The organism is Pseudomonas sp. LW8, assembly GCF_041956865.1.
Lineage (GTDB): Bacteria > Pseudomonadota > Gammaproteobacteria > Pseudomonadales > Pseudomonadaceae > Aquipseudomonas > Aquipseudomonas siliginis.
Window position 1 is genome coordinate 5,580,075 of record NZ_CP168138.1, and the last position, 23,339, is coordinate 5,603,413.

The following is a 23,339-nucleotide window of genomic DNA, read 5'->3' on the forward strand; positions in this document are numbered from 1 at the left end:
CCTTTAGCGGTTTACAGCTTGATCCACGTCGCCTTCAGCTCGGTGTACTTGTCAAAGGCGTGCAGCGATTTGTCGCGACCGTTGCCCGACTGCTTGAAGCCACCGAACGGCGCGGTCATGTCGCCGCCATCGTACTGGTTGACCCACACGCTACCGGCGCGCAGGGCCTTGGCAGTCAGATGCGCCTTGGAGATGTCCTGGGTCCACACCGCTGCGGCCAGACCGTATGGCGTGTCGTTGGCGATCTGGATGGCTTCTTCGGCGCTATCGAAAGCGATCACCGACAACACTGGGCCGAAAATCTCTTCCTGAGCAATCTTCATCGCATTGCTCACACCATCGAAAATGGTTGGCTCGACGTAAGTGCCACCGGTCTCCTGGAGGATGCGCTTGCCGCCGGCGACCAGTTTGGCGCCATCGCTATGGCCGGATTCGATGTACGACAGTACGGTGTTCATCTGCTGGGTATCGACCAGCGCACCGACGTTGGTCGCCGGGTCCAGCGGATTGCCGGGCTTCCAGGTTTTCAGCGCCTCGATCACCATCGGCAGGAATTTGTCCTTGATCGAGCGCTCGACCAGCAGACGCGAACCGGCGGTGCAGACTTCGCCCTGGTTGAAGGCGATGGCGCTGGCGGCGGATTCAGCGGCGGCCTGCAGATCCGGCGCATCGGCGAAGACGATGTTCGGGCTCTTGCCGCCGGCTTCCAGCCAGACGCGCTTCATGTTCGATTCGCCGGCGTAGACCATCAGTTGCTTGGCGATCTTGGTCGAGCCGGTGAAGACCAGCGTGTCGACATCATTATGCAGACCCAGCGCCTTGCCGACGGTGTGGCCATAGCCCGGCAGCACATTGAGCACGCCTTTCGGAATACCGGCTTCAATGGCCAGCGCAGCGATACGGATGGCGGTCAGCGGCGACTTTTCCGACGGCTTGAGGATCACCGAGTTGCCGGTCGACAGCGCCGGGCCGAGTTTCCAGCAAGCCATCATCAGCGGGAAGTTCCACGGCACGATAGCGCCGACCACGCCCACCGGCTCGCGAGTCACCAGGCCCAGTTGGTCATGCGGGGTCGCGGCGACTTCGTCGTAGATCTTGTCGATCGCTTCACCGCTCCAGCTCAGCGCCTGCGCCGCACCCGGCACGTCGATGTACAGCGAATCGCTGATCGGCTTGCCCATGTCGAGGGTTTCCAGCAGCGCGAGTTCTTCGGCGTGCTGTTTCAGCAGGCTGGCGAAGCGGATCATGGTGGCTTTGCGTTTGGTCGGCGCCAGGCGCGACCAGACGCCGGAGTTGAAGGTGGCGCGGGCGTTTTCTACAGCACGGTCAGCATCGGCGGCGTCGCAGCTGGCGATCTTGCCGAGCAAGCGGCCATCGACCGGGCTGATGCATTCGAAGGTTTCGCCGGAAACGGCGTCGGTGTATTCGCCATTCAGGAAGGCGCGGCCTTCGATTTTCAGATCGCGGGCGCGTTGTTCCCAGTCGGCACGAGTCAGGGTGGTCATTCGGGTGTCCTCCTCTTATTGAATACGAGCACCGCAAGCGCTGCGGCGCTGTTCAAGAATTCTGCCCGGCCAGCCTGCACTTTCGGCCCGAGGCACCCGCCACCCTAAACCAGCGACCGGGTTTGTTTCAATATATTTGACATAAGCTGGCCATACGGCCTTGCGGTGTTCATTTTAATAAACATAGACTTTGGCCCATTCCAGCCAACGCGCCGTCATTAACGGAGAAAACAACAATGAACATCCAGAACGTCGTCGACATCAGCCTCGCCAGCAGCGAAGTCGAGCGTTATCGCCCGGACCCGGCGAAAGTGCTCAAAGGCGACCCTGAGCAAGCGGTGTTTCATCAATACGACAGCCCTTGTGGGCAAATGGGTGTTGGTGTGTGGGAAGGCGCGGTGGGCCAGTGGACGGTGAATTACACCGAGAATGAGTACTGCGAGATTCTGCAGGGGGTTTCGGTATTGCGTGACAGCGATGGCAATGCCAAGACCTTGCGCGTTGGCGATCGCTTCGTGATCCCGGCGGGGTTTCGCGGAACCTGGGAAGTGCTGGAGGCTTGCCGCAAGGTTTATGTGATCTTTGAACAGAAGGCTTGAGATGTTTGCTGGCTGATCGGCCCTCATCGCTGGCAAGCCAGCTCCCACAGGTTTTGTGCATGACACAGGTTCTGTGAAGACCGGCAATCAATGTGGGAGCTGGCTTGCCAGCGATAAGGCCTAACCGGTCACCGCAGAATCCAAGCAAAAAAAAAGGCCCGTATCTCACGATACGGGCCTTTTTCGCAGTCAGGAAAAATCAATTACTTGATTTTGCCTTCCTTGTACATCACGTGCTTGCGAACAACCGGATCATATTTCTTGATCTCGATTTTGTCCGGGGTAGTACGCTTGTTCTTGTCGGTAGTGTAGAAGTGACCAGTACCGGCGCTCGAGATCAAACGAATCAATTCACGCATGATTAGCTCCCTTAAATCTTGCCATCGCGGCGAAGTTCGGCGAGCACGACAGTGATGCCACGCTTGTCGATGATACGCATGCCTTTGGCAGATACGCGCAGACGCACAAAACGTTTCTCTTCTTCAACCCAGAAGCGGTGATGCTGCAGGTTCGGCAGGAAACGACGACGGGTTTTGTTGTTTGCGTGGGAAATGTTATTCCCAGTCACCGGACCCTTACCGGTAACTTGACATACTCTCGACATGCCTCAGCCCTCTAAAACCACATGCCCAACCCGGCATGGGTTGGCCGCTTAATCTCTCAGTCATTTGGCGCCAGGCGCCGCGTTTCTTTAGAGGTCTTACCGGCTACACCTACAGTGAAGGAACCGGGCCCCTAGAAAAGAGCGCTGCTTTATACCAGAAAGACCGGGGTGCAACAACAATCGGTGTGCAATCAATCGGCAAAAGGGCGATTTTTTCCGCCGCAGACGCCTTGGGCAAAGGCTGCGGCCAGTTTTGACCACTCGTCGCAGAAATCCCGTCCTACAGGCGATTCAGACTTTTCATCGGGCGGCCCACGCTCGAAACCGCGCAAGAGTGCGCCTGAAAATGCAAAAAGGGGATAGTCATTTGCAATTCAGAGCTCTAGGGTAGGACTTTTCCAGACTGCACTTGCAGATGGGCCTTCGATCTGTAAAGGAAACCGACCATGCGCCTCGCTGCCCTACCCCTGTTGCTCGCCCCGCTCCTGCTGAGCCCCCTTGCCCAGGCCGCCGCGTTGAGCGTGTGCACCGAGGCCAGCCCTGAAGGGTTCGACGTGGTGCAGTACAACTCACTGACCACCACCAATGCTTCGGCTGACGTATTGATGAACCGCCTGGTGGATTTCGACACCGCCAGCGGCAAGGTCATTCCGAGCCTTGCCGACAGCTGGGAAGTCAGCACCGACGGCCTCACCTATGTGTTCAAACTGCACCCGCAGGTGAAATTTCACACAACCGATTACTTCAAGCCGAGCCGCGAGCTGAGTGCCGAAGACGTAAAATTCAGCTTCGACCGCATGCTCGACCCGGCCAACCCGTGGCACAAAGTCGCGCAGAGCGGCTTCCCCCATGCGCAGTCGATGCAACTGCCAAGCCTGATCAAGAAGATCGACGCCCTCGACCCGCTGACCGTGCGTTTCACGCTTGATCATCCGGATTCGACCTTCCTCGCGACCCTGAGCATGGGTTTCGCCTCGATCTATTCCGCCGAATACGCTGACAAACTGATGAAGGCCGGCGCCACCGACAAACTCAACAGCCAGCCGATCGGCACCGGCCCGTTCGTGTTCAATCGCTTCCAAAAAGATGCAGCGATTCGCTACAAGGCCAATCCGGACTATTTCCGTGGCAAGCCTGCCGTCGACCCGTTGATCTTCGCCATCACGCCGGACGCCAACGTGCGCCTGCAAAAGCTGCGGCGCAATGAATGCCAGATCGCCCTGTCGCCGAAACCATTGGATGTACAGGCCGCGCTGAAGGAACCGACGCTGAAAGTCGAAAAGACTGACGCGTTCATGACCGCTTTCGTGGGCATTAACAGCCAGCATCCGCCGCTGGACAAGCCGGAAGTGCGCCAGGCGATCAACCTCGCCTTCGACAAGGCCAACTACATCAAAGCCGTGTTCGAAGACACCGCCGAGGCAGCCAATGGGCCATACCCACCGAACACCTGGAGCTATGCCAAGAACCTGCCGGGCTATCCGCACGACGTGGCCAAGGCCAAGGCGCTGCTGGCCAAGGCCGGCTTGAAGGACGGCTTCCAGACCACGATCTGGACGCGGCCATCGGGCAGCCTGCTCAACCCGAACCCAAGCCTCGGCGCGCAGATGCTGCAGTCGGATCTGGCCGAGATCGGCATCCAGGCAGAAATTCGTGTGATCGAATGGGGCGAGCTGATTCGTCGCGCCAAGGCCGGCGAACATGATCTGCTGTTCATGGGCTGGGCCGGTGACAACGGCGACCCGGACAACTTCCTCACCCCGCAGTTTTCCTGCGCAGCAGTGAAGTCCGGGACCAACTTCGCCCGGTACTGCAACGCCGATCTGGACAAGCTGATCAGCGCCGGCAAGACCACTAGCGAGCAAGGCGTGCGCACCAAGCTGTATGAGCAGGCACAAGCGCAGATCCAGCAGCAGGCATTGTGGCTGCCACTGGCGCACCCGACGGCCTACGCTTTGACGCGCAAGGATGTTCAGGGTTATTCCGTCAGCCCGTTTGGCCGGCAGGATTATTCCAAGATCAGCCTCAAATAACCTGCCTGACACACCGGTGGATGGAAACAATCTGTGGGAGCGAGCCCGCTCGCGAAAGCGGTCTTTCAGCAAACAATGATGCTGACTGATAAAACGCCTTCGCGAGCAGGCTCGCTCCCACAAGGTCCAGAATCGGCGCCGAGAACTACATCCAACCACACTCCGCCATCGACAGCGGCTCGCCGTCGCCGATGATGAAGTGATCGAGCACTCGCACGTCAATCAGCTCCAGCGCTTTCTGCAGGAGCTTGGTCAGCAGCCGATCGGCCTGACTCGGATCGGTGTTGCCGGACGGGTGGTTGTGACACAGGATCACCGCTGCGGCGTTATTGGCCAGCGCGCGCTTCACCACCTCCCGAGGATGCACGCTGGTGTTGTCGATCGAGCCGCGAAACAGCGCCTCGAAATTCAGCACCTGGTGCTTTGAATCGAGAAACAGGCAGCCGAACACCTCGTGCGGCTCATGCCGCAGCATCGCCTTGAGGTAATCGCGGACGACCTGAGGGTTCTCCAGCGCCGGTTTCTGCCGTGAGCGCTCGGCCAGATGGCGCTTGCTCATTTCCTGCGCGGCTTGCAGCTGGGCGAACTTGGCCGGGCCGAGGCCCAATTGTTTGCTGAATGCGTCCTGATCGGCCTCGAGCAGCAAACGCAGGCCACCGAATTGCGTCAGCAGATGTCTGGCGAGGTCGACAGCGCTTTTTCCGGGCAATCCGGTGCGCAGAAAAATCGCCAACAACTCAGCGTCCGAAAGACTCCCTGCGCCGTGTTCCAACAGCCTTTCCCGCGGCCGTTCCGCCGCCGGCCAATCGCGAATACTCATAGCACCTCCTTGTCTGTGGGCGCCGCTGTTCCGTAGCGGTCGCTGTGATATCGTAGCCCATCTTTTTGGCGGTCGATTCAACCCTGGGGAGGGGCATCGCACCGCCGTCATCAACGAAATGAAAGGCAGACCTATGCAGCGGCTGTATCGGAAACGCATCGTTCTGGGCGTCGGCGGCGGCATTGCGGCCTACAAGAGCGCCGATCTGGTTCGCCGCCTGATCGACCAGGGTGCCGAAGTGCGCGTGGTCATGACCCATGGCGGCGCCGAATTCATTACCCCGCTGACCATGCAGGCCCTGTCGGGCCACCCGGTTCACCTCGACTTGCTCGACCCTGCCGCCGAAGCCGCCATGGGCCATATCGAGCTGGCGAAATGGGCCGATCTGGTGCTGATCGCCCCGGCCACCGCCGACCTGATCGCCCGTCTGGCCCAAGGCATTGCCAACGATCTGCTGACCACGCTGGTGCTGGCCACTGATGCCGTGGTTGCCGTCGCACCAGCGATGAACCAGGCGATGTGGCGCGACCCGGCGACCCAGGCCAACCTGCAACTGTTGGAGAGCCGTGGCCTGAAGACTTTCGGCCCGGCCTCGGGCAGCCAGGCCTGCGGCGACGTCGGCATGGGCCGCATGATGGAAGCCACCGATCTGGCACTGCTCGCCGCCGATTGCTTCCAGCGCCAGGCCCTGACCGGCAAGCATGTGGTGATCACCGCCGGCCCGACTCAGGAAAACATCGACCCGGTGCGTTACATCACCAACCACAGCTCCGGCAAAATGGGTTTTGCCCTCGCCGAAGCAGCCGTGGAAGCCGGCGCCCGTGTGACGTTGATCAGCGGCCCGGTGCACCTGCCGACGCCGGATCGCGTGACGCGGATCGATGTGGTCAGCGCCCGCGACATGCTCGCCGCCTGCGAATCGGCCATGCCTTGCGATGTGTTCATCTCGTCGGCAGCGGTGGCGGACTACCGCCCGGAAGTAGTAGCTCCGCATAAACTCAAGAAAGATCCTACGAGCGGCGACGGCTTCGTCCTGCAAATGGTGCGTAACCCGGACATCCTGGCCACCATCGCGACCCGTCCCGACCGTCCGTTCAGTGTCGGCTTCGCCGCCGAAACCGAACACCTGCTCGACTACGCTGCACGCAAGCTGAAGGACAAGAATCTCGATCTGATCGTCGCCAACGACGTCGCCAACCCGAGCATCGGTTTCAACAGCGAAGAAAACGCCTGCAGCGTCATCGACCGTGAGCTGCACGCCACGGTTTTCGCCCAGACCAGCAAGAGCAAGATCGCTCGCCAACTGGTCACTTTTATCGCCGAACGTCTGAACCAGGTTTAATTTACATGCACGCTTTGCAAGCCAAGATCCTCGATCCACGCATCGGCACCGAATTCCCGCTGCCGCAATACGCCACGCCGGGCTCCGCCGGCCTCGACCTGCGCGCCATGCTGGAACAGGACATCGTGATCAAACCGGGTGAAACCGTGCTGATTCCCACCGGCCTGTCGGTGTACATCGGCGACCCGAATCTCGCCGCACTGATCCTGCCTCGCTCGGGCATGGGCCACAAACACGGCATCGTGCTGGGCAATCTGGTCGGCCTGATCGACTCCGATTACCAGGGTCCGCTGATGGTCTCCTGCTGGAACCGCGGCCAGAGCGACTTCACCATGACCGTCGGCGAACGCCTGGCGCAATTGGTGCTGGTACCGGTAGTGCAAGCACATTTCGAAATGGTTGAAGAGTTTGTCGAGACCGAGCGCGGTACCGGTGGTTTTGGCCATACCGGCACCAAATAACCGGATAGAAATTATTGTGGTGAGGGGATATATCCCCTCGCCACAAAAAATGCGCTACATCGGCAGCAGGTTTTAACACCGTAAATCAAGGTTTTGCCGGCCGAAAGCCACGCCAGCCGGGGCGTCATGGCCCTTTCATAGCACGAACTCTCTGTGGAAAACGCCGTCATACCCTTCAGTTTGAGCCTGCCGTCGAATCATTCGCCGGTCTGTCCCGCCCTTTTCGAGATGGAGCATGTCCACAGATGAGCACCCCCGCCAAGATCGCCCCGAAGCTGCCTGACAGCATTTTCCGCGCCTACGACATTCGTGGCACCGTGCCGGAATTCCTCAACGGTGAAACCGCCTACTGGATCGGTCGCGCCATCGGCTCGCAGAGCCTGGCTCAGGGCGAACCGAACGTGTCGGTCGGTCGTGACGGTCGCCTGTCCGGCCCGGAGCTGGTCGCGGAACTCATTCGCGGCATCGCCGAGAGCGGTTGCCACGTCAGCGATGTCGGCCTGGTGCCCACGCCGGCACTGTACTACGCCGCCAACGTGCTGGCCGGCAAGTCCGGGGTGATGCTCACCGGTAGCCACAATCCGTCGAACTACAACGGCTTCAAAATCGTCATCGCCGGCGACACCCTCGCCAACGAGCAGATTCAAGTGCTCCACGAGCGCATCAAGAACAATGACCTGAGCAGCGGCCAGGGCAGCGTCACTCAGGTCGAAATCCTCGACCGCTACAACACCGAAATCGTCCAGGACATCAAACTCGCTCGTCGCCTGAAAGTCGTGGTCGACTGCGGCAACGGCGCGGCCGGCGTGATCGCCCCGCAACTGATCGAAGCGCTGAACTGCGAAGTCATCCCGCTGTTCTGCGAAGTCGACGGCAACTTCCCGAACCATCACCCGGATCCGGGCAAACCGGAAAACCTCGTAGACCTGATTGCCAAAGTCAAAGAGACCAACGCCGATATCGGCCTGGCCTTCGACGGTGACGGCGACCGCGTTGGCGTGGTGACCAACACCGGCAGTATCGTCTACCCGGATCGTCTGCTGATGCTGTTCGCTCGCGACGTAGTGGCGCGTAACCCGGACGCGGAAATCATCTTCGACGTCAAATGCACCCGTCGCCTGGTGCCATTGATCAAGGAATACGGCGGTCGGCCGCTAATGTGGAAGACCGGTCACTCGTTGATCAAAAAGAAAATGAAACAATCCGGCGCGCTGTTGGCCGGCGAAATGAGCGGGCACATCTTCTTCAAGGAACGCTGGTTCGGTTTCGACGACGGCATCTACAGCGCCGCACGTCTGCTGGAGATCCTCAGCAAGGAAAAATCCACCGCGGAAGAGCTGTTTGCGACCTTCCCGAACGATATTTCCACGCCGGAAATCAATATCCATGTGACCGAAGAGAGCAAATTCAGCATCATTGATGCACTGCACGATGCTCAGTGGGGCGAAGGCGCCGACCTGACCACCATCGACGGCGTGCGTGTCGATTACGCCAAAGGCTGGGGCCTGGTGCGCGCATCCAACACCACACCGGTGCTGGTGCTGCGCTTCGAGGCCGATGACGAGGCTGAATTGCAGCGCATCAAGGATGTGTTCCACGCCCAACTGAAACGCGTTGCACCTGATCTCCAACTACCGTTCTGATCCACCCGGAGCCCTGAATGACCCTCGAACGCGAAGCCGCCGCCAACACTGCCAAGGTCCTGTCCGAAGCGCTGCCTTACATCCGACGCTATGTCGGCAAGACCCTGGTGATCAAATACGGCGGCAACGCGATGGAAAGCGAGGAGCTGAAAACCGGCTTCGCCCGCGACATCGTGCTGATGAAAGCCGTGGGCATCAACCCGGTGGTGGTGCACGGTGGCGGCCCGCAGATCGGTGATCTGCTCAAGCGCCTGTCGATCGAAAGCCACTTCGTCGACGGCATGCGCGTTACCGACGCGGCGACCATGGACGTGGTGGAAATGGTCCTTGGCGGTCAGGTCAACAAGAGCATCGTCAACCTGATCAACCGCCATGGCGGCAGCGCCATCGGCCTGACCGGTAAGGATGCCGGGCTGATCCGGGCGAAGAAGCTCACCGTCTCCCGCCAGACCCCGGAGATGACCCAGCCGGAAATCATCGACATCGGCCACGTCGGCGAAGTCGTCGGCATCAATACCGAGCTGTTGAATCTGCTGGTCAAAGGCAACTTCATCCCGGTCATTGCGCCGATTGGCGTCGGTGAGAACGGCGAGTCGTACAACATCAACGCCGACCTGGTGGCGGGCAAGGTTGCCGAAGCACTGAAAGCTGAAAAGCTGATGCTGCTGACCAACATTGCCGGCCTGATGGACAAGTCGGGCACCGTGCTGACCGGCCTGAGCACGCAGCAGGTCGACGACCTGATCGCCGATGGCACGATCTACGGCGGCATGCTGCCGAAGATCCGCTGCGCACTGGAAGCGGTTCAGGGTGGCGTAGGTAGTTCGTTGATCATCGACGGTCGTGTGCCGAACGCGATTCTGCTGGAAATCTTCACTGATACTGGCGTGGGTACGCTGATCAGCAATCGCAAGCGTCCTTGATCGCTGATACACCGGAGATCGCAATCTGCGGCAGCGCCTGCAAATTTCGTTGATGCGAAATTTCTGTAGGAGCTGACGAAGGCTGCGATCTTTTTTGTGCGCGCAGGAAACGCCTGACTCGACACAGCGAAACGTCCGACATCCCTCCAGAACAAATCTCCATAGGATCTTCCCCTCATCCAACGGAGATCTTCCCATGCAAAAAAACAGCGTTCCTTACGGCAGTGACATTTCGGCTGGCACTTACGCCTGCGTGGACTGCGGCCGAGAGTATTCAGCCCCTTCGCAGACTTCGATGCCGCCCTGCCCTGACTTCACCGAAGCCTCTCACCCACTCAAGGGCTGGAAAGTGCTCACCGGCCAAGGAGATGCACCCCAGGATCCCTACCCAGCCGCCAGCGACAAATAACCGGAGCGGCGACTCATGCAGATCTCGTTCACGATCGACGCCGATGCTTTCGAGCAGGAACAGAAGGAACCGGTGAAAAAGACCTTGCGCATCGGCGATGCGGAAATCGCCCATGCGCTGGAGCGCATCGCCAAAGCCAGCCTGACCGAATACCTGAAAATGCTGGTCGAGGGCGGCATGCCCAGCCGGGCCGACGAAGCCAAGCAGGATCGCCTGCTGTATCTCATTCAGAGTTACTTCGGGCAAACCCTGCCGACCGAATCGCAGATCTCGACGATCTTTCAACTGACCCAGAGCCAAAGCAAAACCCTGCTGAAGAACACCGTTTCGCGTTTTCGCAACCAGCTCGACGACATCCTGCAGCACAGCATGCGCGCCGTAATCCAGTCCGCCGAGCATGCGCAAAACGTGTTTCTGGTGGTGATCAGCTCGGACGTGATCCGCGATGAATTGAACATGCTCATCACCCAGAACGAGCCGACCTTCAAACCCATCACCAAACGCAAGGGCAGCGCCGGGCAATTCGAGATCAGCGAAGATTCCCACGCATTGCTCTGTGCAACGCTGGGTCTGAATGCCGTTCAGTGACATCGTCGCGGTCAGTGGCTTGCTGCTGACCCTGACCACGTTCATGTTCAATCTGGCATGGCCGGCGCTTAATGCAGCGTTGGCTGAGGATGAATTTCAAAAAGGTTCGCAGGGCCGAAAGCGCAGTCGAGACAAGGTGATGGCTGCTTTCTGCTGGCAAGCAGTGCCACTGACGTGCGCGTTTGTGGCGCTGTTTTACGTCAACTTGCCGGCTGCGGTTGGCATCATCGACAGCAGCACGCTGGATTTGTGGGATTTCGATGTGGATCGCACGTTGTACGTGATGGTGGTTGTAGCGCTGCTGGTGTTTGCGCTGGTCAATGCGGGACTGGCGCTGAGACTGCTGATCAAATGGCAAAAACTGCGTAGACCACTGTAGGAGCTGCCGAAGGCTCGGGCCGCGATCGGACGATCTTTTGATCTTGATCCTGAAAAACAAGATCAAAAGATCGCAGCCTTCGGCAGCTCCTACAGGTGCGTATCACACGCCAAATTGGGCGCGGTACGCTTCCACGGCTGGGAGGTGTTGCTTGAGCTGCGGATCGTCGGCGAGGAACTCCAACACCTGATTCAGCGAGACGATGCTGATCACCGGAATGCCGAAGTCACGCTCGACTTCCTGGATGGCCGACAATTCGCCGTTGCCACGCTCCTGGCGGTTCAGCGCGATCAGCACACCGGCGGCTTTGGCGCCGTCTTGGGAAGCGATGATCTGCATCACTTCACGAATGGCGGTGCCGGCGGTGATCACGTCGTCGATGATCAAGACTTCGCCAGTCAGCGGCGCGCCAACCAGGCTGCCGCCCTCGCCGTGGGCCTTGGCTTCCTTACGGTTGAAGCACCACGGCAGATCACGATCGTGATGCTCGGCCAGCGCAACGGCGGTCGTGGCCGCCAGCGGAATACCTTTATAAGCCGGGCCAAACAGAACGTCGAAGGGGATGCCGCTCTCGGTGATGGCGGCGGCGTAGAAACGCCCCAGCTGCGCCAGGGCCGAACCCGAGTTGAACAGGCCGGCGTTGAAGAAGTAGGGACTGGTGCGCCCGGACTTCAGGGTGAACTCACCGAAGCGCAAAACGCCGCGATCGATGGCAAAACGAATGAAATCGCGCTGATACGCTTGCATGAAAAAAACCCCAAATACCACGGATTTAGCTAATTAGCTTGACGCCGTGTATCATACACGCACGCGATTTTTGGGGCCATTTATGCGGATCATCAGTGTGAACGTCAATGGTATTCAGGCGGCAGTCGAGCGCGGTTTGCTCAGTTGGCTGCAAGCCCAGAATGCCGACGTCATCTGCCTGCAGGACACCCGTGCCTCCGCCTTTGAACTGGATGACCCAGCCTTCCAACTGGATGGCTACTTCCTTTATGCCTGCGATGCTGAAGTCCCTGCCCAAGGCGGCGTGGCTTTGTATTCGCGGTTGCAACCGAAGGCTGTCATCAGCGGTCTCGGTTTCGAGACGGCCGACCGCTACGGGCGCTACCTGCAAGCAGATTTCGACAAAGTCAGTATTGCCACCTTGCTGTTTCCTTCGGGGATGAACGGCGATGAGGACTTGAACCAGAAGTTCAAGCTCATGGACGATTTCGGCAAGTACCTGGACAAACAGCGACGCAAACGTCGCGAGTACATTTATTGTGGCTCGCTGTACGTTGCGCAGCAGAAACTCGACATCAAGAACTGGCGCGACAGCCAGCAATCTCCAGGCTTCCTGGCGCCGGAACGCGCCTGGATGGACGAGATTGTCGGCAACATGGGCTACGTCGATGCGCTGCGCGAAGTCAGCCGCGAAGGCGATCAGTACAGCTGGTGGCCGGATAACGAACAGGCCGAGATGCTCAATCTGGGCTGGCGTTTCGATTATCAGATCCTGACCCCGGGCCTGCGTCGCTCGGTGCGCAGTGCACGCCTGCCGCGTCAGCCACGGTTCTCGCAGCACGCGCCGTTGATCGTCGACTACGACTGGACGCTGACCATCTAAGCGTCGTATCGCAGCCAAAGAAAATGCCCGCATCGTGAGATGCGGGCATTTTTATGCGCCGTGCTTCCTAAACCGCAGCGAAGAATGGCAAGGCCAGGTACAGCTTGATCACGATGACGTTAACGATATCGATGAAGAACGCTCCTACCATCGGCACCACCAGAAACGCGATTTGCGAAGGGCCATAGCGCTGCGTCACCGCTTGCATGTTGGCAATGGCCGTAGGCGTGGCACCCAGCCCAAAGCCGCAGTGTCCCGCAGCGAGTACGGCGGCATCATAGTTGCTGCCCATCACCCGAAACGTTACGAAAATCGCGAACAGCGCCATGACCAGCGCCTGCACGGCCAGAATGATGAAGATCGGCAATGCCAACGCCGCCAGATCCCAAAGCTTCAGCGACATCAGCGCGATCGCCAGAAACAGCGAGAGGCTGACATTGCCGAGCACGGAAACTTCACGCTCGAACACCTGATACAAGCCAAGTGCTGACAGACTGTTGCGCAACACCACACCTACAAACAGCACGCAAACAAACGTCGGCAGTTCGAACGCAGTGCCATGCAGAACGCCATTCAGAAGGTTGCCAGCGAGCAGGCTGACGGCAATCAGCGCCAGCGTCTCGACGAACGAAAACGGCGTGATTGAGCGTTCCTTGTTTGGCTGTTCAAAACCTCTTGGCAGTCGCGGCGCTTGTTGCGGATTGCAACCCGGCACTTGCACGCGCTTGATCAGCAACCGGGCAACGGGCCCACCGATCAGACCACCCAGCACCAGACCGAACGTCGCTGAGGCCAGCGCCAGCTCTGAAGCCGACGCCAGGCCATATTTCTCGCTGAACACCGCGCCCCATGCAGCGCCAGTGCCGTGGCCGCCGGCCAGCGTGATCGAGCCCGTCAGCAAGCCCATCAAAGGGTCGAGCCCGAGCAGGGTTGCCAACCCGATGCCCATGGCGTTCTGCACCACCAGCAAGCCAATGACCGCCAGCAGGAAGATACCGACAATGCGGCCGCCCTTCTTCAGACTGGCAAGGTCAGCACTCAAGCCAATGGTGGCAAAGAAAGCCAACATCAGGGGGGTTTGCAATGATGTATCGAAGCGGACTTCAATGTCGAAAGTGCGCAATATCAACAGGAGCACGGCAACCACAAGGCCGCCTGCTACCGGTTCAGGAATATTGTAACTTCGCAGAAAGCCGACACGCGTAACAAGTCCGCGTCCGAGCAGCAGTACTAAAGAAGCGGCCACGAGCGTGCCGTAGAAATCGAGCTCAATCATGTGGATTATTCTTGGCTAAGTATTCACGAGGCGAGCGTTTACCTGGGCTCGACGGGTGAACCGGCTGATTTTCTCAACACTGATTACTGGGGAATTCAAGTGCCATCGATGGCTTGAACATATCGGAATGTTTCAACCGAAACATTACATCGGGCAACTTTAACAACCAGCTCGCGCCAATAACAAGAACGGGAATAAGCACTGGACCGATCAGTTGTGACCAAAGATGTAATAGAGGAATATCAGCAAATAAATGCCAAACCGCACATCGTTAACAGACTAGTCCTACAACAAAAACCAATTATTAAGTTGCACAAATAAAAATACCCCGATAAGTCGGGGTATTTTCATATTGCGATACAACAGACTTTCACTTGATCAATCGCCAGGTGAACGGATATCTGTATGGGAAACCTTCGTTGGCTTTGACCCCTGCAATGATCGTCAGGACCAGTGCGGCGATCGCCAACAAACCAAACAGGAAGAAACCAATGATCAGCAGCATGAGCAGGAAGCAGATCATTGAGGCTATCGCCACCGTGATCTGAAAATTCAACGCCTCTTTGCCCTGTGCATCGATGAACGGGTCTTTCTCGCGCTTCATCTGCCATAGGATCAACGGCCCGATCAGATTGCCGAACGGAATCCAGATCCCCAGCAAGGCGGACAGGTGACAGAACATTGCCCACTGGCGAACCTCCTGGCTCGGTTTGGGCAGCAACTCTTGCTCGTCACTCATCATGTCCTCCTTGTGGTCGAAAACCTCAGTCGGCCAGTGCAGCCTTCTGCAGTTCGAAGATCTCGTTCATGCCTTTCTTCGCCAGTTCCAGCATGGCGTTCAAGTCTTCAGGCTGGAACGGCGCGCCTTCAGCAGTGCCCTGCACTTCGATGAAACCGCCGGTGCTGGTCATCACTACGTTCAGGTCGGTTTCAGCAGCGGAATCTTCAAGATAGTCCAGATCCAGCACCGGCTCGCCCTGATACATGCCCACCGAGACTGCACCGATCATCTGCTTGAGCGGGTCACCGCCTTTCAGGCCGCCGCGCTTCTTGATCACTTTCAGGGCATCGACCAGCGCAACCATGGCGCCGGTGATGGACGCGGTGCGAGTACCGCCATCGGCCTGGATCACGTCGCAATCGACATACAGGGTCACGTCGCCAAGCTTGGACATATCCAGCGCCGCGCGCAGGGAGCGGCCGATCAGACGCTGGATTTCGAGAGTACGACCGCCCTGCTTGCCACGGCTGGCCTCACGCTGGTTACGCTCACCGGTGGCGCGCGGCAGCATGCCGTACTCGGCAGTCAACCAGCCCTGGCCCTGGCCTTTGAGGAAGCGCGGCACGCCATTTTCGACGCTGACGGTGCAGATGACTTTGGTATCACCGAATTCGACCAGTACGGATCCCTCGGCGTGTTTGGTGTAGTTGCGGGTGATGCGGATCGAGCGGAGCTGATCGGCAGCGCGACCACTTGGACGTTTCATAGGGATACCTGTACTGAGGACGGAAAACTGCCGAGCATTATAGAGCGCTGCACCGCGAGTGGGCACTGGTTAAAACCGCCGGCCGACGACCGAAGCCCCTCGAGCGCGCATAACCGACGGGCTGCAGCGCTTTGTCACACCGTGTGTTTGGGCGCATTCGCCGCACTGCGCTACAATCCTGCGCCTTTGCTGCCAGTCGGCTTAAATTCATTGAAATCGCGCCTGCGAAACAGCGTTTCGCGCCGATCTGCATTGCGAGGTCACCGCCATGGTGCACAGCATGACCGCCTTCGCCCGCGTCGAGAAAGCCGGCGTTCAGGGCACCCTGAGCTGGGAACTGCGCTCGGTCAACAGCCGCTATCTGGAACCGCACCTGCGCTTGCCCGAATCGTTTCGCGACCTCGAAGGCGCCGTGCGTGAAGCACTGCGTCAGGGCCTGTCGCGGGGCAAACTGGAATGCACGCTGCGCTTCACCGAAGAAAGCACCGGCAAACCGCTGCAAGTGGACCGCGAACGCGCCGCACAACTGGTGGCCGCTGCGGAAACCGTTGCCGGGCTGATCAAGAATCCTGCTGCGCTGAATCCGCTGGAAGTGCTGGCCTGGCCCGGCGTGCTGGTGGCCGATGCGACCGACCCGCAAGCGCTGAACGCCGAAGCGCTGGCGCTGTTCAATCAGGGCTTGAAGGATCTGAAGGCTGGTCGCGAGCGCGAAGGCGCGGAGCTGGCTCGCTTGATCAACGACCGCCTGACTTCCATCGAAGAAGACGTGGTGACCCTGCGTGAACTGGTGCCGCAGATGCTCGCCACCCAGCGCCAGAAGGTCCTCGACCGCTTTGCCGACATGAAGGCCGAGCTCGACCCGCAGCGCCTGGAACAGGAAATGGTCATCCTCGCGCAAAAAAGCGACGTGGCCGAAGAACTGGATCGCCTGAGCACTCACATCATCGAAGTCCGCCGGGTGCTCAAGTCCGGTGGTGCCGCCGGGCGGCGTCTGGACTTCCTGATGCAGGAGCTCAACCGCGAGGCCAACACACTGGGCTCCAAAGCCTTCGACCCGCGCAGCACCCAGGCCGCCGTCAACCTCAAGGTGTTGATCGAGCAGATGCGCGAACAAGTGCAGAATATTGAGTAAGGCTACCCTGACATGACCCAACACACCGGCACCCTGTACATCATTTCCGCGCCATCGGGCGCGGGCAAGAGCAGTCTGGTCAAGGCGTTGACCGACGCCGACCCGGAGATCCGCGTTTCGGTCTCGCACACCACCCGCGCCATGCGCCCGGGCGAAGTGGATGGCGTGAACTACCATTTCGTGACCCGCGAAGAGTTCGTGAAGATGGGCGAGCACGGCGACTTTCTTGAACGCGCCGAAGTCTTCGGCAACTTCTACGGCACCTCGCAAAGCCGTTTGCAACAGACTCTGGACGAAGGTCACGACCTGATTCTGGAAATCGACTGGCAAGGCGCCGAGCAAGTGCGCAAGCTGATGCCGCAAGCGCGCTCGATCTTCATCCTGCCGCCATCGCTGCAAGCCCTGCACCAGCGCCTGACCAACCGCGGCCAGGACAGCGACGAGATCATCGACGGCCGCATGCGCGAAGCGGTCAGCGAGATGAGCCATTACGTCGATTACGATTACCTGATCATCAACGACGATTTCGCCCACGCGCTGGACGATCTGAAAGCGATTTTCCGCGCCAATCAGCTGCAACAGAAACGCCAGCAAGTGCGTTTCGGCAAATTGCTGGCTGAATTGCTCGGCTAAAACAGCACTTCCCAAAATGCCTGCAAGCGCTTTACATTGGTGCTTGCAGCGCGTTGAAGGGTCTGGTCAAAAAATCAGCGCTTCCCTAATCGCTGGTGATTTTTTAAACTGCTCAGTCCGCTCGCCCAACCGGGCAGCGCGCATATTGCATTCGCTCCGAGGAATACCATGGCCCGCGTAACCGTTGAAGACTGCCTAGAACACGTGGAAAACCGCTTTGAGCTGGTCATGCTCTCTACCAAGCGTGCCCGTCAACTGGCCACCGGCGGCAAAGAGCCATTGGTGCAGTGGGAAAACGACAAGCCGACCGTTGTCGCGCTGCGTGAAATTGCTGAAGGCCTGATGAGCTACGAGTTCATCGCCGAGCAGGAAATCGTCCAGGATGAACCGCTGTTCGCAGCGTTCGAGGACGAGTCGAACGAGGCCGTCTAAGCCTATGCCTGGTCGACGTAGCACGGCGCGGGGTCACAGCTTTCGGCAGGAATCATCATGCCGAGCATAGACGCCCTCGCCGATCGCTTATCGACCTACCTCGGCAACGACCAGGTCAACCTGGTCCGCCGAGCGTATTTCTACGCCGAACAAGCCCATGACGGTCAACGCCGTCGCAGTGGTGAGGCGTACGTCACGCATCCTCTTGCCGTGGCCAATATACTTGCCGACATGCACATGGACCATCAGAGCCTGATGGCCGCGATGCTGCATGACGTGATCGAAGACACCGGTATCGCCAAGGAAGCGCTGCAAGCGCAGTTTGGTGAAACCGTGGCCGAACTGGTCGACGGGGTCAGCAAACTGACCCAGATGAACTTCGAAACCAAGGCCGAAGCACAGGCTGAAAACTTCCAGAAAATGGCCATGGCCATGGCGCGCGACATCCGGGTGATCCTGGTCAAGCTCGCCGACCGTCTGCACAACATGCGCACGCTGGAAGTGCTGTCCGGCGAAAAACGCCGGCGTATCGCCAAGGAAACCCTCGAGATCTACGCACCCATCGCCAACCGGCTGGGCATGCACGCGATCCGCATCGAATTCGAAGACCTCGGCTTCAAGGCCATGCACCCGATGCGTTCCGCGCGGATCTACCAGGCGGTCAAGCGCGCCCGGGGCAACCGCAAGGAAATCGTCAACAAGATCGAAGAGTCCCTCGGCCATTGCCTCGCCATCGACGGCATCCAGGGCGAAGTCAGCGGTCGGCAGAAACACCTCTACGGCATCTACAAGAAAATGCGCGGCAAGCGTCGGGCCTTCAACGAAATCATGGACGTTTACGCGTTCCGGATCATCGTCGACAAGGTCGATACCTGCTACCGCGTATTGGGTGCTGTGCATAATTTGTACAAACCGTTGCCAGGGCGCTTCAAGGATTACATCGCGATCCCCAAGGCCAACGGCTATCAGTCGCTGCACACCACGTTGTTCGGCATGCACGGTGTACCGATCGAGATCCAGATCCGCACCCGCGAAATGGAAGAAATGGCCAACAACGGCATCGCCGCCCATTGGCTGTACAAATCCAGCGGTGACGAGCAACCGAAAGGCACGCACGCCCGCGCTCGCCAGTGGGTCAAAGGCGTGCTGGAAATGCAACAACGTGCCGGCAACTCGCTGGAATTCATCGAAAGCGTGAAGATCGACTTGTTCCCGGACGAGGTCTACGTGTTCACGCCCAAAGGCCGGATCATGGAGCTGCCAAAAGGCTCCACGGCGGTCGACTTTGCCTACGCAGTGCACACCGATGTCGGCAACAGCTGCATCGCCTGCCGCATCAATCGTCGTCTCGCGCCGCTGTCGGAACCGCTGCAAAGCGGCTCCACGGTCGAGATCGTCAGCGCTCCCGGCGCACGGCCGAACCCGGCGTGGCTCAACTTCGTGGTCACCGGCAAGGCACGCACACATATTCGTCATGCGCTGAAGCTACAACGCCGCTCCGAGTCCATCAGTCTTGGCGAACGCCTGCTGAACAAGGTCCTCAACGGTTTCGACAGCTCCCTGGAGAAGATCCCGGCAGAGCGCGTCAAAGCAATGCTTACCGAGTACCGCCTCGAACTGATCGAAGACCTGCTCGAAGACATCGGCCTGGGCAACCGCATGGCCTATGTCGTTGCCCGTCGCCTGCTCGGCGAAGGTGAGCAGCTGCCGAGCCCGGAAGGTCCGCTGGCGATTCGCGGTACCGAAGGCCTGGTGCTCAGCTACGCCAAATGCTGCACGCCGATCCCGGGCGACCCGATTGTCGGGCACCTGTCGGCGGGCAAAGGCATGGTCGTGCACCTGGATAACTGCCGCAACATCAGCGAAATCAGGCACAACCCGGAAAAATGCATCCAGCTCTCGTGGGCCAAGGATGTCACCGGCGAATTCAACGTCGAGTTGCGCGTCGAGCTGGAACACCAGCGCGGCCTGATCGCCCTGCTGGCCAGCAGCGTCAACGCGGCCGACGGCAATATCGAGAAAATCAGCATGGACGAACGCGATGGTCGCATCAGCGTCGTGCAGTTGGTGGTCAGCGTCCACGACCGTGTGCACCTGGCCCGCGTGATCAAGAAACTGCGCGCCTTGACCGGGGTGATCCGCATCACCCGCATGCGCGCATAACCTGCCTATTACAAGGAGTCCTACATGACCAAAACCGTCATCACCAGCGACAAGGCCCCGGCCGCCATCGGTACTTACTCCCAGGCGATCAAGGCAGGCAACACCGTGTACATGTCGGGCCAGATTCCTCTGGACCCAAAAACCATGGAACTGGTTGAGGGCTTCGAAGCCCAGACCGTCCAGGTCTTCGAGAACCTCAAAGCCGTGGCCGAAGCTGCCGGCGGTTCGTTCAAGGACATCGTCAAACTGAACATCTTCCTCACCGACCTGAGCCACTTCGCCAAGGTCAACGAGATCATGGGCAAGTACTTCGACCAGCCATACCCTGCCCGCGCCGCCATTGGCGTGGCCGCCCTGCCGAAGGGTGCGCAGGTTGAAATGGATGCCATTCTGGTCATCGAGTGATGCGCACGGCGCGGCCTTCACGCCGCGCCGACTGCCGCAAGAAAAGGTTTTGAAAGGATTTCACCATGCGCAAAGCGCTAGCTCTCTCGCTGCTCGCCCTGTTTCTCGGCGGCTGCGCCAGCGACCCTGCCGACCGTGACATCAGCGGCACCTGGATCAACCAGGTGGCGATCGATGCCGCCGCCAAGGGCGGTCCCCTGCGTGAAGCGCTGCAGGCTTACGGCCCGAATCTGGAGTGGGACGTCAACACCAAGGCCGGTCAGGCCCGCTACACCAACGGTTTTGAGAACGTCGAAGGACGGCTGCTGGGCGGAGAGTCCGGCGCCTGGAAGGTCGACTTCTACGGCAGCTCCGCCAGCGAACTGAAACGCGACGGCGGGCGCCTGCAACAAGCTGCCAGCGACAACGAACCCGAACAAGTCTTCGATCGCGCACAAATCCCCGTGCCGGAAGGCGCGCCAATCGGTGCCAGCTTCGAACGCGCGCTCTACTCAGCATACCTGGGCGGCAACTGGACCATCGCCAGCGGCCAGGGTGAAGGCGGCACCGTGCAGTTCCAGGCCGACGGCCAGGTGACCGGCCTGCCGGGCGTTGACCGTTATGCCTTGTGTCTGGCCGGCGATTGCGCGTCCATGAGCAATGGCAACGACAGCATGTGGCTGCAACTCAATGGCCAGGGCAACAACTGGATCTTTGTGCGCAAGGGCAAGGAGCTGGAGATTCTGCAGGCAGTCAATGCTGCGCTGGCAGATGAGCAACCGCAGTTTGCCGCAGGTGAGCGCAAGTGGTTGCTGGAAAAGCAGTAACCCGCTGAAAAGATCGCAGCCTTCGGCAGCTCCTACTTTGGAATGCATTTTCCTGAAGGAGCTGCCGAAGGCTGCGATCTTTTGCTTTTAGCGACCTTCCAGGATCGCTGCATAGCCTTCGCGGTAACTTGGATACTTCGGCACCCACCCCAACGCTTTCGCCCGCGCATTGCTGCAACGCTTGCTGCCGGTGCGCCGCACACTGGCGTCGTCCGCCCATTCAGTCACACCCAGGTACTCGCGCAACCAGCCCACCACTTCGGCCAATGGCGCAGGCGCGTCATCCACACCGATAAAGAGCTCGTCCAGCTTGACGCCCTCGCGGTCTTTTTCCAGCAAGAACGCCAGCAGCCCCGCTGCATCATCGGCATGAATACGATTGCCATACAGCGGTGGCTCCGTAGCCACGCGATAGCCGCGACGCACCTGAGTCAACAGCCACTCGCGGCCCGGGCCGTAAATGCCGGTCAGGCGCAGCACGCTTGCCGGGATGCCGCTATTGAGCGCGACCTGCTCGGCTTCGAGCATCAAGCGACCTGAATATCCGGCCGCGACAGTCTCGGAGGTCTCATCCACCCATGCTCCATCCTGCTGGCCGTACACGCTGCTGCTGGACACGAAGATCAGCCGCTCAGGCACTTGCCCATAGTCACCCAGCCAGCTCAGCACATTCTGCAAACCCTGCACGTAAGCTTTGCGATAGCCCTCTTCGTCGTGATCGGTGGCCGCAGCGCAATACACCAGATAATCGACAGCGCCTACCGGCCAGGTCGCCGGGCACTCTTCGCTGAACAGGTCGCCGGCGACGCCGATGACACCCTCCGGCAGCTTGGAAACGTCGCGGCGCAGGCCATGGACTTGCCAGCCAGCCGCCAGCAATTGCGTGGCCAGACGACTGCCGACATCACCACAACCGGCAATCAAAACAGAAGGCGCGGACATCAGAAAACTCCCATCGGAAAGGCACAGACTAGCTCTGGCACAGGACGAACGGCTAGCAATGAAGGAAAAAAAGTTACTCTATTACTTTTGTTAACAAGAATTACTTGCAATAATGCACGCCACTTTTGTTCTCGGCCTCACGAGGCCTGGAAGAGCAACAACGTTTTTCTATCTCAGGTCCGGCCAGCATGACACGTAATCAAACTCCCGCTTCGCCAACCACTCGACCTCGCGCCTGGAGCGCCGTCGCGGCTCTGTTGCTCAGCCTGATGCTGGCACCGACCGCCGCCTTCGCCGACGCCCAAGCGCCCGCCACCCCAGCCGCCACCGAGCAGAGCGCACCCGCTGCCGCTCCGGCTGCACCAGCCGCCACCGATCCGGTGCAGGCTGTCGACGCCGCCGACGCACCTGAAGCCCTCGAAGCCGACAACACCTTGGGCATGGCCCACGACCTTTCGCCGTGGGGTATGTACCAGAACGCCGACATCATCGTGAAAATCGTGATGATCGGTCTGGCCATCGCTTCGATCATCACCTGGACTATCTGGATCGCCAAAGGCTTCGAGCTGATGGGCGCCAAGCGTCGTCTGCGTGGCGAAATCGCTGCACTGAAAAAAGCCACCACCCTCAAGGAAGCCAGCGCCACGGCTGGCAAGGAAGGCACCCTCGCCAACCTGCTGGTGCATGACGCGCTTGAAGAGATGCGCCTGTCGGTCAACAGCCGCGAGAAAGAAGGCATCAAGGAACGCGTCAGCTTCCGCCTCGAGCGCCTCGTTGCTGCCTGCGGTCGCAACATGAGCAGCGGCACCGGCGTCCTCGCCACCATCGGTTCGACCGCACCGTTCGTAGGTCTGTTCGGTACCGTGTGGGGCATCATGAACTCGTTCATCGGCATCGCCAAAACCCAGACGACCAACCTTGCAGTTGTCGCACCGGGTATCGCTGAAGCGCTGCTGGCCACTGCACTGGGTCTGGTTGCGGCGATTCCTGCTGTGGTGATCTACAACGTCTTCGCCCGTTCCATCGCCGGTTACAAGGCGCAGGTCTCCGATGCCTCGGCAGAAGTCCTGTTGCTGGTCAGCCGCGATCTCGACCACCAGCCTGAGCGCAGCTCGCAGCCGCACATGGTTAAAGTGGGGTAATCGGCC

General features: G+C 59.5%; 25 protein-coding genes and 1 pseudogene. 17 read left to right on the forward strand and 9 right to left on the reverse strand.

What is annotated here, in order from left to right; all coding sequences use genetic code 11:
• Positions 1-11 precede the first annotated feature (11 nt).
• Entirely contained in the window at positions 12-1,505 is a 1,494-nt protein-coding gene (locus tag AB9L16_RS25360; RefSeq protein WP_041476638.1) for an aldehyde dehydrogenase, read from the reverse strand.
• Between the two features lie 236 nt (positions 1,506-1,741).
• On the opposite strand from AB9L16_RS25360, the gene AB9L16_RS25365 reads away from it, so the two are divergent.
• Positions 1,742-2,104: a cupin domain-containing protein gene (locus AB9L16_RS25365; protein WP_150637118.1), complete on the forward strand. Its 363-nt coding sequence runs from the start codon at positions 1,742-1,744 to the stop codon at positions 2,102-2,104.
• A 203-nt stretch (positions 2,105-2,307) separates the two neighbouring features.
• Here the strand turns inward: AB9L16_RS25365 and rpmG are convergent, their stop codons facing one another.
• Positions 2,308-2,463 (reverse strand): 50S ribosomal protein L33, encoded by a 156-nt coding sequence (gene rpmG / locus AB9L16_RS25370; RefSeq protein ID WP_016772554.1) that lies wholly within the window; start codon positions 2,461-2,463, stop codon positions 2,308-2,310.
• 11 nt (positions 2,464-2,474) lie between these two features.
• A complete protein-coding gene (rpmB, locus tag AB9L16_RS25375; protein ID WP_007920377.1) occupies positions 2,475-2,708 on the reverse strand; it encodes a 50S ribosomal protein L28 in 234 nt (77 codons plus the stop codon).
• A 446-nt stretch (positions 2,709-3,154) separates the two neighbouring features.
• On the opposite strand from rpmB, the gene AB9L16_RS25380 reads away from it, so the two are divergent.
• Positions 3,155-4,741, forward strand: a complete 1,587-nt coding sequence (locus AB9L16_RS25380) for an ABC transporter substrate-binding protein (RefSeq protein ID WP_150637120.1) — start codon at positions 3,155-3,157, stop codon at positions 4,739-4,741.
• A 145-nt stretch (positions 4,742-4,886) separates the two neighbouring features.
• Here the strand turns inward: AB9L16_RS25380 and radC are convergent, their stop codons facing one another.
• Positions 4,887-5,561, reverse strand: a complete 675-nt coding sequence (gene radC / locus AB9L16_RS25385; RefSeq protein WP_375122868.1) for a DNA repair protein RadC — start codon at positions 5,559-5,561, stop codon at positions 4,887-4,889.
• 133 nt (positions 5,562-5,694) lie between these two features.
• On the opposite strand from radC, the gene coaBC reads away from it, so the two are divergent.
• From coaBC to AB9L16_RS25420, 7 genes and pseudogenes are all read left to right on the forward strand, one after another.
• Positions 5,695-6,903 carry a bifunctional phosphopantothenoylcysteine decarboxylase/phosphopantothenate--cysteine ligase CoaBC gene (gene coaBC, locus AB9L16_RS25390; protein ID WP_016772551.1) on the forward strand — a complete coding sequence of 403 codons (1,209 nt, stop codon included), beginning with the start codon at positions 5,695-5,697 and terminating at the stop codon, positions 6,901-6,903.
• 5 nt (positions 6,904-6,908) lie between these two features.
• Positions 6,909-7,364, forward strand: coding sequence for a dUTP diphosphatase (gene dut / locus AB9L16_RS25395; RefSeq protein ID WP_016772550.1), 456 nt, complete (start codon positions 6,909-6,911; stop codon positions 7,362-7,364).
• A 239-nt stretch (positions 7,365-7,603) separates the two neighbouring features.
• Positions 7,604-9,007 (forward strand): annotated as a pseudogene (locus AB9L16_RS25400) (phosphomannomutase/phosphoglucomutase); the annotation flags it as partial.
• A gap of 17 nt (positions 9,008-9,024) precedes the next feature.
• Positions 9,025-9,930, forward strand: coding sequence for an acetylglutamate kinase (gene argB / locus AB9L16_RS25405; protein ID WP_016772548.1), 906 nt, complete (start codon positions 9,025-9,027; stop codon positions 9,928-9,930).
• Positions 9,931-10,126: 196 nt separating this feature from the next.
• On the forward strand, positions 10,127-10,339 hold the full coding sequence (locus AB9L16_RS25410; protein ID WP_056791581.1) for a hypothetical protein: 213 nt from the start codon (positions 10,127-10,129) through the stop codon (positions 10,337-10,339).
• Positions 10,340-10,354: 15 nt separating this feature from the next.
• Positions 10,355-10,927: a hypothetical protein gene (locus tag AB9L16_RS25415; RefSeq protein ID WP_016772546.1), complete on the forward strand. Its 573-nt coding sequence runs from the start codon at positions 10,355-10,357 to the stop codon at positions 10,925-10,927.
• Positions 10,914-11,306 carry a hypothetical protein gene (locus AB9L16_RS25420; RefSeq protein ID WP_150637124.1) on the forward strand — a complete coding sequence of 131 codons (393 nt, stop codon included), beginning with the start codon at positions 10,914-10,916 and terminating at the stop codon, positions 11,304-11,306. Before AB9L16_RS25415 ends, AB9L16_RS25420 begins: the two co-directional genes overlap by 14 nt.
• Positions 11,307-11,408: 102 nt before the next feature.
• Here the strand turns inward: AB9L16_RS25420 and pyrE are convergent, their stop codons facing one another.
• Positions 11,409-12,053, reverse strand: coding sequence for an orotate phosphoribosyltransferase (gene pyrE, locus AB9L16_RS25425; RefSeq protein WP_056791572.1), 645 nt, complete (start codon positions 12,051-12,053; stop codon positions 11,409-11,411).
• An 82-nt stretch (positions 12,054-12,135) separates the two neighbouring features.
• On the opposite strand from pyrE, the gene AB9L16_RS25430 reads away from it, so the two are divergent.
• The gene (locus AB9L16_RS25430) at positions 12,136-12,915 is read left to right on the forward strand and encodes an exodeoxyribonuclease III (RefSeq protein ID WP_016772543.1); all 780 of its coding nucleotides are present in this window, start codon (positions 12,136-12,138) and stop codon (positions 12,913-12,915) included.
• A 67-nt stretch (positions 12,916-12,982) separates the two neighbouring features.
• On the opposite strand, the gene gltS is transcribed toward AB9L16_RS25430, so the two are convergent.
• The 3 genes from gltS to rph all read right to left on the reverse strand — a co-directional run bounded on the left by gltS (position 12,983) and on the right by rph (position 15,678).
• Positions 12,983-14,191: a sodium/glutamate symporter gene (gltS, locus tag AB9L16_RS25435; RefSeq protein WP_056791569.1), complete on the reverse strand. Its 1,209-nt coding sequence runs from the start codon at positions 14,189-14,191 to the stop codon at positions 12,983-12,985.
• 370 nt (positions 14,192-14,561) lie between these two features.
• Positions 14,562-14,930, reverse strand: coding sequence for a DUF4870 domain-containing protein (locus tag AB9L16_RS25440; protein ID WP_016772541.1), 369 nt, complete (start codon positions 14,928-14,930; stop codon positions 14,562-14,564).
• Positions 14,931-14,955: 25 nt separating this feature from the next.
• Positions 14,956-15,678 (reverse strand): ribonuclease PH, encoded by a 723-nt coding sequence (gene rph / locus AB9L16_RS25445; RefSeq protein ID WP_027610407.1) that lies wholly within the window; start codon positions 15,676-15,678, stop codon positions 14,956-14,958.
• Between the two features lie 268 nt (positions 15,679-15,946).
• Between rph and AB9L16_RS25450 the strand changes: the two genes are divergently transcribed.
• From AB9L16_RS25450 to AB9L16_RS25475, 6 genes are all read left to right on the forward strand, one after another.
• Positions 15,947-16,810: a YicC/YloC family endoribonuclease gene (locus AB9L16_RS25450; protein ID WP_016770639.1), complete on the forward strand. Its 864-nt coding sequence runs from the start codon at positions 15,947-15,949 to the stop codon at positions 16,808-16,810.
• 12 nt (positions 16,811-16,822) lie between these two features.
• Positions 16,823-17,443, forward strand: a complete 621-nt coding sequence (gene gmk / locus AB9L16_RS25455) for a guanylate kinase (protein ID WP_039757364.1) — start codon at positions 16,823-16,825, stop codon at positions 17,441-17,443.
• Positions 17,444-17,611: 168 nt separating this feature from the next.
• A complete protein-coding gene (rpoZ, locus tag AB9L16_RS25460; RefSeq protein WP_008030604.1) occupies positions 17,612-17,875 on the forward strand; it encodes a DNA-directed RNA polymerase subunit omega in 264 nt (87 codons plus the stop codon).
• Between the two features lie 57 nt (positions 17,876-17,932).
• Positions 17,933-20,038 carry a bifunctional GTP diphosphokinase/guanosine-3',5'-bis pyrophosphate 3'-pyrophosphohydrolase gene (spoT, locus tag AB9L16_RS25465; protein ID WP_007920338.1) on the forward strand — a complete coding sequence of 702 codons (2,106 nt, stop codon included), beginning with the start codon at positions 17,933-17,935 and terminating at the stop codon, positions 20,036-20,038.
• A 24-nt stretch (positions 20,039-20,062) separates the two neighbouring features.
• Positions 20,063-20,443: a RidA family protein gene (locus AB9L16_RS25470; RefSeq protein WP_014340863.1), complete on the forward strand. Its 381-nt coding sequence runs from the start codon at positions 20,063-20,065 to the stop codon at positions 20,441-20,443.
• Between the two features lie 65 nt (positions 20,444-20,508).
• The gene (locus AB9L16_RS25475; protein WP_252868469.1) at positions 20,509-21,249 is read left to right on the forward strand and encodes a hypothetical protein; all 741 of its coding nucleotides are present in this window, start codon (positions 20,509-20,511) and stop codon (positions 21,247-21,249) included.
• A gap of 87 nt (positions 21,250-21,336) precedes the next feature.
• Here AB9L16_RS25475 and AB9L16_RS25480 read toward each other — a convergent pair whose 3' ends face one another.
• The gene (locus tag AB9L16_RS25480) at positions 21,337-22,191 is read right to left on the reverse strand and encodes an SDR family oxidoreductase (protein WP_095181235.1); all 855 of its coding nucleotides are present in this window, start codon (positions 22,189-22,191) and stop codon (positions 21,337-21,339) included.
• A gap of 188 nt (positions 22,192-22,379) precedes the next feature.
• Here AB9L16_RS25480 and exbB point away from each other — a divergent pair, with 188 nt between their 5' ends.
• Complete coding sequence (exbB, locus tag AB9L16_RS25485; RefSeq protein WP_041476629.1) at positions 22,380-23,333, forward strand: tonB-system energizer ExbB; 954 nt, start codon at positions 22,380-22,382, stop codon at positions 23,331-23,333.
• Positions 23,334-23,339: the final 6 nt, after the last annotated feature.

Bases quoted from the DNA above. Each gene is read 5' to 3' on its own strand.
- AB9L16_RS25430 (WP_016772543.1), top strand. From the start codon at position 12,136: ATGCGGATCATCAGTGTGAACGTCAATGGTATTCAGGCGGCAGTCGAG.
- dut (WP_016772550.1), top strand. From the start codon at position 6,909: ATGCACGCTTTGCAAGCCAAGATCCTCGATCCACGCATCGGCACCGAA.
- AB9L16_RS25365 (WP_150637118.1), top strand. From the start codon at position 1,742: ATGAACATCCAGAACGTCGTCGACATCAGCCTCGCCAGCAGCGAAGTC.
- rph (WP_027610407.1), bottom strand. From the start codon at position 15,678: ATGAAACGTCCAAGTGGTCGCGCTGCCGATCAGCTCCGCTCGATCCGC.
- radC (WP_375122868.1), bottom strand. From the start codon at position 5,561: ATGAGTATTCGCGATTGGCCGGCGGCGGAACGGCCGCGGGAAAGGCTG.
- AB9L16_RS25420 (WP_150637124.1), top strand. From the start codon at position 10,914: ATGCCGTTCAGTGACATCGTCGCGGTCAGTGGCTTGCTGCTGACCCTG.
- AB9L16_RS25440 (WP_016772541.1), bottom strand. From the start codon at position 14,930: ATGAGTGACGAGCAAGAGTTGCTGCCCAAACCGAGCCAGGAGGTTCGC.
- gltS (WP_056791569.1), bottom strand. From the start codon at position 14,191: ATGATTGAGCTCGATTTCTACGGCACGCTCGTGGCCGCTTCTTTAGTA.
- spoT (WP_007920338.1), top strand. From the start codon at position 17,933: ATGCCGAGCATAGACGCCCTCGCCGATCGCTTATCGACCTACCTCGGC.
- exbB (WP_041476629.1), top strand. From the start codon at position 22,380: ATGACACGTAATCAAACTCCCGCTTCGCCAACCACTCGACCTCGCGCC.
- AB9L16_RS25380 (WP_150637120.1), top strand. From the start codon at position 3,155: ATGCGCCTCGCTGCCCTACCCCTGTTGCTCGCCCCGCTCCTGCTGAGC.
- AB9L16_RS25480 (WP_095181235.1), bottom strand. From the start codon at position 22,191: ATGTCCGCGCCTTCTGTTTTGATTGCCGGTTGTGGTGATGTCGGCAGT.
- gmk (WP_039757364.1), top strand. From the start codon at position 16,823: ATGACCCAACACACCGGCACCCTGTACATCATTTCCGCGCCATCGGGC.
- AB9L16_RS25475 (WP_252868469.1), top strand. From the start codon at position 20,509: ATGCGCAAAGCGCTAGCTCTCTCGCTGCTCGCCCTGTTTCTCGGCGGC.
- AB9L16_RS25410 (WP_056791581.1), top strand. From the start codon at position 10,127: ATGCAAAAAAACAGCGTTCCTTACGGCAGTGACATTTCGGCTGGCACT.
- AB9L16_RS25360 (WP_041476638.1), bottom strand. From the start codon at position 1,505: ATGACCACCCTGACTCGTGCCGACTGGGAACAACGCGCCCGCGATCTG.
- pyrE (WP_056791572.1), bottom strand. From the start codon at position 12,053: ATGCAAGCGTATCAGCGCGATTTCATTCGTTTTGCCATCGATCGCGGC.
- rpmG (WP_016772554.1), bottom strand. From the start codon at position 2,463: ATGCGTGAATTGATTCGTTTGATCTCGAGCGCCGGTACTGGTCACTTC.
- rpmB (WP_007920377.1), bottom strand. From the start codon at position 2,708: ATGTCGAGAGTATGTCAAGTTACCGGTAAGGGTCCGGTGACTGGGAAT.
- AB9L16_RS25470 (WP_014340863.1), top strand. From the start codon at position 20,063: ATGACCAAAACCGTCATCACCAGCGACAAGGCCCCGGCCGCCATCGGT.
- AB9L16_RS25415 (WP_016772546.1), top strand. From the start codon at position 10,355: ATGCAGATCTCGTTCACGATCGACGCCGATGCTTTCGAGCAGGAACAG.
- rpoZ (WP_008030604.1), top strand. From the start codon at position 17,612: ATGGCCCGCGTAACCGTTGAAGACTGCCTAGAACACGTGGAAAACCGC.
- argB (WP_016772548.1), top strand. From the start codon at position 9,025: ATGACCCTCGAACGCGAAGCCGCCGCCAACACTGCCAAGGTCCTGTCC.
- AB9L16_RS25450 (WP_016770639.1), top strand. From the start codon at position 15,947: ATGGTGCACAGCATGACCGCCTTCGCCCGCGTCGAGAAAGCCGGCGTT.
- coaBC (WP_016772551.1), top strand. From the start codon at position 5,695: ATGCAGCGGCTGTATCGGAAACGCATCGTTCTGGGCGTCGGCGGCGGC.